The sequence below is a fragment of the Candidatus Cryptobacteroides sp. genome, from assembly GCF_056207615.1.
Genome location: NZ_JBAEER010000030.1, coordinates 1 through 7,899, shown reverse-complemented (window position 1 = coordinate 7,899; position 7,899 = coordinate 1). Strand labels below are relative to the sequence as shown.

Genomic DNA, 7,899 nt, shown 5'->3' with positions numbered 1-7,899 from the left:
TCCACCAACCGGATCCCAGCCTATAAGACGGTTGAGTTCATCCTCGAGAATGGTGAGTATGTCTGTGGGTGGGCCATCGAGAAGATGAGTAAGGCGATGTCCAATGTGGTGAATCCGGATATGATCTGCGACTCCTACGGCGCAGATACTCTCCGTCTCTACGAGATGTTCCTCGGCCCTCTCGAGCAGAGCAAGCCATGGGATACCAAGGGTATCGACGGTGTGAACCGTTTCCTCAAGAAGATATGGAGGATGTTCTACGACCGTGACGGTCTCGTGGTGACTGACGAGAAGGCTACTCCTGCAGAGCTCAAGGCTCTTCACAAACTTATCGGTAAGGCTCAGTCAGACATCGAGACATTCTCATACAACACCACCATCAGTGCGTTCATGATTGCTGTGAACGAGCTCGGCGAGTGCCACAAGCGCGAGATTCTCGAGCCGCTCATCATCGTACTCTCAGCTTTTGCTCCACATATCACTGAGGAACTCTGGCATGCCCTCGGACATGAGGATACCATCACTTATGCACGCTTCCCTGAGTATGTTGAGGCCTATACCGTAGAGGACAGCTGTACATACGCCGTTTCATTCAACGGTAAGACCCGCTTTACTCTCGATCTTCCTAAGTCTGCAAGCAAGGAGGATGTTGAGGCTCAGGTGCGTGGTCTTGAGCAGACTGCCAAGTATGTGGGAGAGATGAACATCGTCAAGGTGATCGTCGTCCCTGGCAAGATTGTCAACATCGTACTCAAATAAACCGCTAGACATGGTTTTGGATAGGAAAAAGGTTCTTAAGGTATTCGGTGAATATCTTATTCTGACTCTCGGAACTTTCCTTTACTGTGTCCCTTGGGATTGGTTTGTAATCCCCAACGACTATTCCAGCGGTGGAGTAACGGGTCTTCTCACTCTCCTTCAGTACGCGACGAACGGTGCGATTCCGGTAGGAACTTCCTATCTCGTCGTCAACGTGGCGCTGCTTGTCATGGCCTTTGCCATCCTTGGTAAGGGCTTCGGCATACGCACCATATATTGTATCGCCGTGTCTACGCTTTTCTTCGACATCCTCCCGAACTGGGAATGCATGTATTGCGTGGAAGGAGGATTGCTCTACGTCCCTGACAATATCCTGATTCCGGTGATTGCCGGTATCATTGAAGGTATAGGTCTGGGCATCGTGCTCCGCTTCGGCGGTAGTACAGGAGGAAGTGACATCTTCGCAATGATAGTCAACAAGTATTGGCCGATTTCTCCGGGTAAGTTCTATCTGGCGACCGATGCCATCATCATCGCCATGGTGCTCCTGCTTCCTGGAAGAACTTTTGCCGATATGATATATGGCTATCTGATGATGTTCGTTTCATCTTTCTTCGTGGATTTCGTGCTCGTCGGAAACAAGTCTTCCGTCCAGGTGCTTATCTTCTCGGAGAAGAGCGACGAAATCGCCAACTGCCTCATGCATGAGCTTGACAAGGGCGTGACGGCGCTTAAGGCAACAGGCTGCTACAGGAAGCAGGATATGAACGTGCTCATCGCAATCGTTCGCCGCAAAAGCCTTAGGGACATAACTTCGGCTGTAAAGGAAATCGACAAGAATGCTTTCGTGTCAGTTTCTCCAGCAAATAATGTCTACGGCGAAGGCTTCGACGAAATCAAGACAGGAATCGACACGAAAAAGATTGTGAAGAAGTCGGTGGAGAACGCGCAATAAATTTGTGGTTACTATGAAAAAATCAATAAGCTGCGAAAAAGTGTAATTGATTTTCGATTTTGATTCATCATAAAGGCTCCAGGCTATCCTGGGGCCTTTTTTGTTTTACATTTGTCAAAAGGCAGATGCGTCTTTATTTTCCAACCTAAAAAATCAAAAAATGTTAATTGTTGTAACCATTACACTTATTCTCATTCCATCAACTATTTTTTCAATCATCAGATTTCTTGCAACAAAAGGCAGGAAGAAAGAGGATATGGCTTTTCTGGTCGTTCCTACATTGGCAGCACTTGTCGTCTTGATCTCAGGAATAATCACCGGTATCGAGTATTGTCTGCCAGCTATGAGCGTCGTGTTTGCCTGTTTTGCCTGCGCTCTTTCCATTCTTGATTCCAGAGCTAAGGCAACTATCGTCATCCCCTATGTTTCAGCGGTGGCCGCCATGGCAGCTACAGGACACCCTGTACTTATTTCCCTGGCCGGTTCGATAGTCTCATTTTCCGTGATGATCTCTTCCTTCACCAAGCGTTTCGGGAACATAAGGGAACTGGTGAAGAAACAGGCTCTCTCTATGCTTATATCGGATTGGATGAGCTCGGTCCTTGCATCCTTGTCTTTGCTCGTATCTGCTTTCTCTCTGGCTCTGTACGGAAGTGATGATATGTTGTGTCAAATCGTTCGTCAGGCAATCAGTGTAGTGGTATGTGTGATATTTCAGGTTCTGTATTTCCGTTGCCTTCACGGAAGTTTCCTCTTCCTTGCGAAAGACAAGGTTAGCGATATCGAGAACCATACTCTCACCTACGTCAGGAACGATATTGCCACTAACGCGGATGACAGTTCGCGCCAGATATACCAGAGGATACATGACTATGTCGTAGTCAAGAGAAATTACCTGAATCCAAACCTTTCTGAGCCGGAAGTCGCGAAGGAGGTGTATGTGAACAAGGCATACGTCGGCAGGGCGATACTCAAATATACTGGCATGAATTACTGTACTTTCGTCGGTAAATATCGAGTGGAACACGCAATGCAGCTCTTCGAGAAAGATATGTCACTCAGGGCCGGCCAGCTGGCGCTTCAGAGCGGCTTCAAGAACGAGGGGTCCATGAACGTTATATTCCAGAATGTCACGGGTATGAAACCGACCGAGTGGATGGCCATGCGTCGTGCCCAAACGAAAAAATGATTATCTTTGCAGCATAAGCAAATGTTATATGGCAGACGAGAAAATCATCTTTTCAATGAATGGTGTGGGCAAGGTTTTGCCGCACAACAATAGGGTAATCCTCAAGAATATCTACCTTTCCTTCTTCTATGGCGCCAAGATCGGTATCATCGGTCTCAACGGCTCGGGTAAGTCTACCCTCATGAAGATTATCGCCGGTATCGAGAAGTCATACCAGGGCGAGGTCGTATGGGCTCCGGGCTACTCTGTCGGTTATCTCGAGCAGGAACCTCAGATGGATCCGAACAAGACCGTCCTCGAGGTCGTGCAGGAAGGTGTCCAGGAAGTGGTGGACCTTCTCAAGGAGTATGAAGAGGTGAATCTCAAGTTCTGCGAGCCAATGTCAGACGATGAGATGGCTGCGCTGATCGAGCGTCAGGGCGACCTTACAGAGAAGATCGAGGCATGCGGCGGATGGGAAATCGATTCCAAGCTCGAAAGGGCGATGGACGCTCTTCAGTGTCCACCTGCCGATGCGAACGTGGCCACGCTCAGCGGTGGTGAGAGACGTCGTGTCGCACTTTGCCGACTTCTTCTCCGCCAGCCGGATGTATTGCTCCTCGACGAGCCTACCAACCACCTCGATACCGAGAGTATCCAGTGGCTCGAGGCACATCTCCAGCAGTATAAGGGTACAGTCATCGCCGTGACCCATGACCGTTACTTCCTCGATAACGTAGCCGGTTGGATCCTTGAGCTTGATAGGGGTGAGGGTATTCCATGGAAGGGTAACTATTCTTCATGGCTTGAGCAGAAGAGCAACCGTCTCGCGATGGAAGAGAAGCAGGAGAGCAAGCGTCGCAAGACTCTCGAGAGGGAGCTCGAGTGGGTGCGCATGGCTCCTAAAGCACGCCAGGCTAAGTCCAAGGCCCGTTTGGGTGCTTATGAGAAACTCGCCAATGAGGATGCAAAGGAGAAGGAGAGCAAGCTCGAGATCTTCATCCCTAACGGACCACGCCTCGGTACCAATGTCATCGAATTCAAGAACGTAGCAAAGTCATACGACGGTAAGCTGCTCTATGAGAACCTCAGCTTCGTGCTCCCTCAGGCAGGTATCGTCGGAGTCATAGGCCCGAACGGTGCCGGTAAGACCACTCTATTCCGTCTCATAATGGGCATAGAGCAGCCGGATTCTGGAGAGATCAAGATCGGTGAGACAGTTAAGCTTGCCTATGTTGATCAGCAGCACAGAAGCATCGATCCGGAGAAGACCGTATACGAGACCATCGCCGATAACTCAGAGTTCGTGAAGCTCGGCAACAGGGAGATCAACGCGCGCGCATATATATCAAGGTTCAATTTCTCAGGTGCAGATCAGGAGAAAGAGTGCGGAATCCTCTCCGGTGGTGAGAGAAACCGACTTCATCTTGCGCTCACGCTCAAGGACGAGGGCAATGTCCTCCTTCTTGACGAGCCTACCAACGACGTTGACGTAAATACCATCCGCGCACTCGAGGAAGGTCTTGACAATTTCGCAGGCTGTGCAGTCGTAGTATCCCATGACCGTTGGTTCCTCGATCGTATCGCTACACATATCCTGGCATTTGAAGGAGATTCTCAGGTTTACTTCTTCGAGGGTTCTTACAGCGAGTACGAGGAGAACAGAAAGAAGCGCCTCGGTAACGAGGAACCTAAGAGGTTCAAGTACAAAAAACTTATGGAGTAGTATACTGGTAAAATACGACTGAAGGGTGGCCTCGCAGCCACCCTTCTTTATTTTGCTGCTCTTTCTTTCTGGAGCTTCTTGATCTGACGTCTACGCTTAGCCAGCCATCTCTCCACCAGGATTCTCTCCATCTCTCCGTCCATCTCCGGCTGACGTTTTCTTCTCTTGAAGCGGAGATATGCTCCGACGTGGCGATGTTTCTTCTCCTGATAGATCTCGTCGAAAGGAATCAGGATGGCAGAGTCTTCGATGTTATGCATGAGACGGTTGACTGCCGTACCGAACATGACCATGTTCTGAGTAATGGCCACATAGGCACTGATGTTCGGTGGGACATTTGTCCCGCGAAATCTTACGGAACTCCTGAGAATCTTGTAATCCTCGGCCACATCCTCCTTGTTAAGGATGAGATCCATCAGCTCAGGAGTGGAGTCTGGCATTACGTTCTGATCCGGCCATGGACGTACGAGCTCCTCCTTGTCTCCGAAGTGCTTCCAGAGGAAGTGGTAGATGAGGTCTCTGGAGATGTGGTCGAAAGAAGGATATACTGTGATCTTTCCGAAGAAATAGAGAATGTCGGGATTCTGGATGATGATGGCGACCATTCCGTCCCACAAGTTATCCATTGCATAGATCGATCTTGATCCCATCTTCGAACTCTGATATGCAGGGGATACGAACGAACGGCCCACCTCCATCACGTAAGGCAGGTAGCTGTCTATGAACTTCTGTGAGAACCTGAACTGATGAGAGCTGGCAAGGATAGGCTGTCCGTTCTCGTCAAATTCTGCATCTTTACCAAAGATGAAGCGATATCCTCCGATGATGGCCTCGTCGTCCGGATCCCAGACGATGAGCTGCTTGTAAGGTTTCTCCATCTTGTCGTATTCATCAAGGTCGATGGCATTTCCGGTGGAGCCTCCGCCTGCACGGAAAGCCTCCTCGCGAAGACGGCCTATCTCCGTGAGGACGTTTGGAGAGTCATGCCATGTGACTACATACAGTTCATTGTGGCCTTTGTTGGTGTCCTGCAGTTTCTTTGACTTCGTGAGCTCTGCCTTAAGCAGCTCGACAGGAACGGGATCTATGATCTTATCCATAATAAATGATCTTTGGGTATAACAGTGGCCGATCAGTCAATGGCTGATGGCCATGGGTTCGAAATGATGCCTGCCATTTCCTCCATTGTTCTGTGGGCAAGGCTGCGCATGTGCTCGGATTCCTCCTTCCTTGGCTTGTCTTTGTCTGGGATGATAGGGTCGCCGACGCTGATGGTTACGAGCGGTTCGTCAGCACTTCCGAACAGCTTATATATGCCTTTCCTCTCGCGGTATGAAATGACGCATGGCAGTATGGGCATGCCGTATTTATATGCCATGTTGAAAGGTCCAATCTTGAATGGCCTGATGGGGGAGTAGTACTTCCAGCTGCAACTCTCGGGGAAGATATGTATCCATTCCTTCCTTTCGCGGATCTCGTTCATGGCCTCGTTGAAGCACTTGAGACCGGCCCTGTTCTCTGGGATTGGAATGCCTCCGATGCTTTTCATGAAGATGGAGTCTTTCCCGGTAAATGGCAGAGCGTACATCGGAATCCAGCTCTTTCGGAAACGTATGGCTTGGAGGACGCAGATCATGTCCCATCTGAACACATGGTTGCAGACGGTCATGGCTCCGCCACGGAGCAGCTTCCTGTTCTTGAAGATCTTGGAGCGCCCCTTGATCTTCAATCCGTAGCGTATTCTGTTGACGGGGAATGCTATCGTCCAGAGGGCGGCATAGCAGATGGCGTGCTGAATACGGAAACGAAGAGACTTGTCAAGATATGGATAGGTCTCGTCGAAGGCGATTTCCTTCGACTGACCGCGTACCTTTGCCATCCTTACGAATGGGTCTTCACCAGAAAATGTGTCTACGGGTTTCGGTACGTAGACATCGTCTTCCACGGTAAGCCCCTTGTAGGCTGGGCCATATTGCGAATAATCTTTCACGTCTATTGTACTATCCTCACGAAGATAGCAATTTTTTTGCTAAGAATGTGTGCCCTAGATAACACCGGAGCCTGTCATCTCGTCATCTGGAGTGTACCATACGGCGAACTGACCAGGGGTGATGCCCCTCTGAGGGGTGTCGAAGATGATGTACAGACCATTCTCCCTGCGTATGAGGGTCGCTTCCTGCAGAGGCTGACGGTAGCGGATACGGACGCGGTAGCGGCGGATTTCTCCCACCTCCATCTTCATGTCCTCACGAATCCAGTGTATCTCCTCCGGAGCCACGCGCAGAACGCTTCGGGAAAGACCCTTGTGCTTGTGTCCCTCGCCGACGTAGATGATGTTGTTCTCTATGTCTGTCTCTATCACGAAGATGGAATCCTGATGGCCGCCTATGTTGAGGCCCTTGCGCTGCCCTATGGTGTAGAACTGGGCTCCGACATGCTCTCCGACTATCTTTCCATAAGGATTTTCCTTGTACCTGGTCTTCTTTATGTGCTTCTTTCCGCTTCGGTAGGTCTCGGTCTCGAACTTGATCGAACCGTGACGCACAGGCATCGATAGCCTCATCCAATCCTCGTCCGATAGCTGGGCCATCTTCGCCTGATCCCAGTCGTTGATGATGCCGGGGTCGGTTACCATGCCCTTGTCCTCGGAAATGTAGCTGGTGACCATGTTCACTTCTCCGGCACCGTCCTTGAGGAGGCTCTGGAGCGTGTCTTTCAGGAAGGAATACTGTTCCGAAGTCTCGTAGAACGGTTCGAATACCTCGACGACATTTCCTGTCACGGACTTTAGCTGCTGCTGGAGGAAGGTAGGGAGGTCAACCTTTCCGACGAAGCAGATGCCCTGCGAGTCCTTCTTCTCAGCTGACGGGAGGTCAGCTTCCTTCGCAAGTCTTCTCACTTCCGGCTTGATGATGTCTCCGATTGGGAACATGGCCTTCGAAAGCTGCTCCTGGGTGAGCTGACAGAGGAAATAGCTCTGGTCCTTGTTCGGGTCGCTTCCTGCAAGTATCCTGTATACTGGCTTTCCATCCTCGCCGATAATCTCCTTGCCATCGGCGTCGAGAGCGGCCTCCTTGCGGCAGTAATGGCCGGTCGCAACCATCTCCGCACCTAGTTTTTCCGCGGTCTTGAGGAAGGCGTCGAACTTAATCTCTCGGTTGCAAAGTACGTCAGGATTAGGGGTCCTTCCCTTGGAGTACTCGTCAAACATATAGTCTACGACCCTCTGGCGATACTCCTTGCTGAGGTCTACGAAATAGAAAGGGATGCCTATCTTGCGGGCAACCATCT

The 7,899-nt window shown here is 50.4% G+C and carries 8 protein-coding genes; 4 read left to right on the top strand and 4 right to left on the bottom strand.

The window, feature by feature from the left end:
• A partial coding sequence (locus AC06ND_RS01720) for a class I tRNA ligase family protein (RefSeq protein WP_475677267.1) occupies positions 1–759 on the top strand: 759 nt, incomplete at its 5' end.
• Positions 760–775: 16 nt separating this feature from the next.
• Positions 776–1,714 (top strand): YitT family protein, encoded by a 939-nt coding sequence (locus AC06ND_RS01715; protein ID WP_475677266.1) that lies wholly within the window; start codon positions 776–778, stop codon positions 1,712–1,714.
• 153 nt (positions 1,715–1,867) lie between these two features.
• Here the strand turns inward: AC06ND_RS01715 and AC06ND_RS01710 are convergent, their stop codons facing one another.
• Positions 1,868–2,098, bottom strand: coding sequence for a hypothetical protein (locus AC06ND_RS01710; protein ID WP_475677265.1), 231 nt, complete (start codon positions 2,096–2,098; stop codon positions 1,868–1,870).
• 58 nt (positions 2,099–2,156) lie between these two features.
• Between AC06ND_RS01710 and AC06ND_RS01705 the strand changes: the two genes are divergently transcribed.
• Positions 2,157–2,903 (top strand): helix-turn-helix domain-containing protein, encoded by a 747-nt coding sequence (locus AC06ND_RS01705; RefSeq protein ID WP_475677264.1) that lies wholly within the window; start codon positions 2,157–2,159, stop codon positions 2,901–2,903.
• Between the two features lie 28 nt (positions 2,904–2,931).
• The gene (gene ettA / locus AC06ND_RS01700; RefSeq protein WP_475677263.1) at positions 2,932–4,608 is read left to right on the top strand and encodes an energy-dependent translational throttle protein EttA; all 1,677 of its coding nucleotides are present in this window, start codon (positions 2,932–2,934) and stop codon (positions 4,606–4,608) included.
• Positions 4,609–4,655: 47 nt separating this feature from the next.
• On the opposite strand, the gene glsB is transcribed toward ettA, so the two are convergent.
• From glsB to mnmA, 3 genes are read right to left on the bottom strand one after another with little or no spacing between them, the layout of a single operon-like run.
• The gene (gene glsB, locus AC06ND_RS01695) at positions 4,656–5,708 is read right to left on the bottom strand and encodes a glycine N(alpha)-acyltransferase GlsB (RefSeq protein WP_475677262.1); all 1,053 of its coding nucleotides are present in this window, start codon (positions 5,706–5,708) and stop codon (positions 4,656–4,658) included.
• A gap of 32 nt (positions 5,709–5,740) precedes the next feature.
• Positions 5,741–6,598, bottom strand: coding sequence for a lysophospholipid acyltransferase family protein (locus AC06ND_RS01690; RefSeq protein ID WP_475677261.1), 858 nt, complete (start codon positions 6,596–6,598; stop codon positions 5,741–5,743).
• A gap of 54 nt (positions 6,599–6,652) precedes the next feature.
• Positions 6,653–7,897 (bottom strand): tRNA 2-thiouridine(34) synthase MnmA, encoded by a 1,245-nt coding sequence (gene mnmA / locus AC06ND_RS01685; RefSeq protein ID WP_475677260.1) that lies wholly within the window; start codon positions 7,895–7,897, stop codon positions 6,653–6,655.
• Positions 7,898–7,899: the final 2 nt, after the last annotated feature.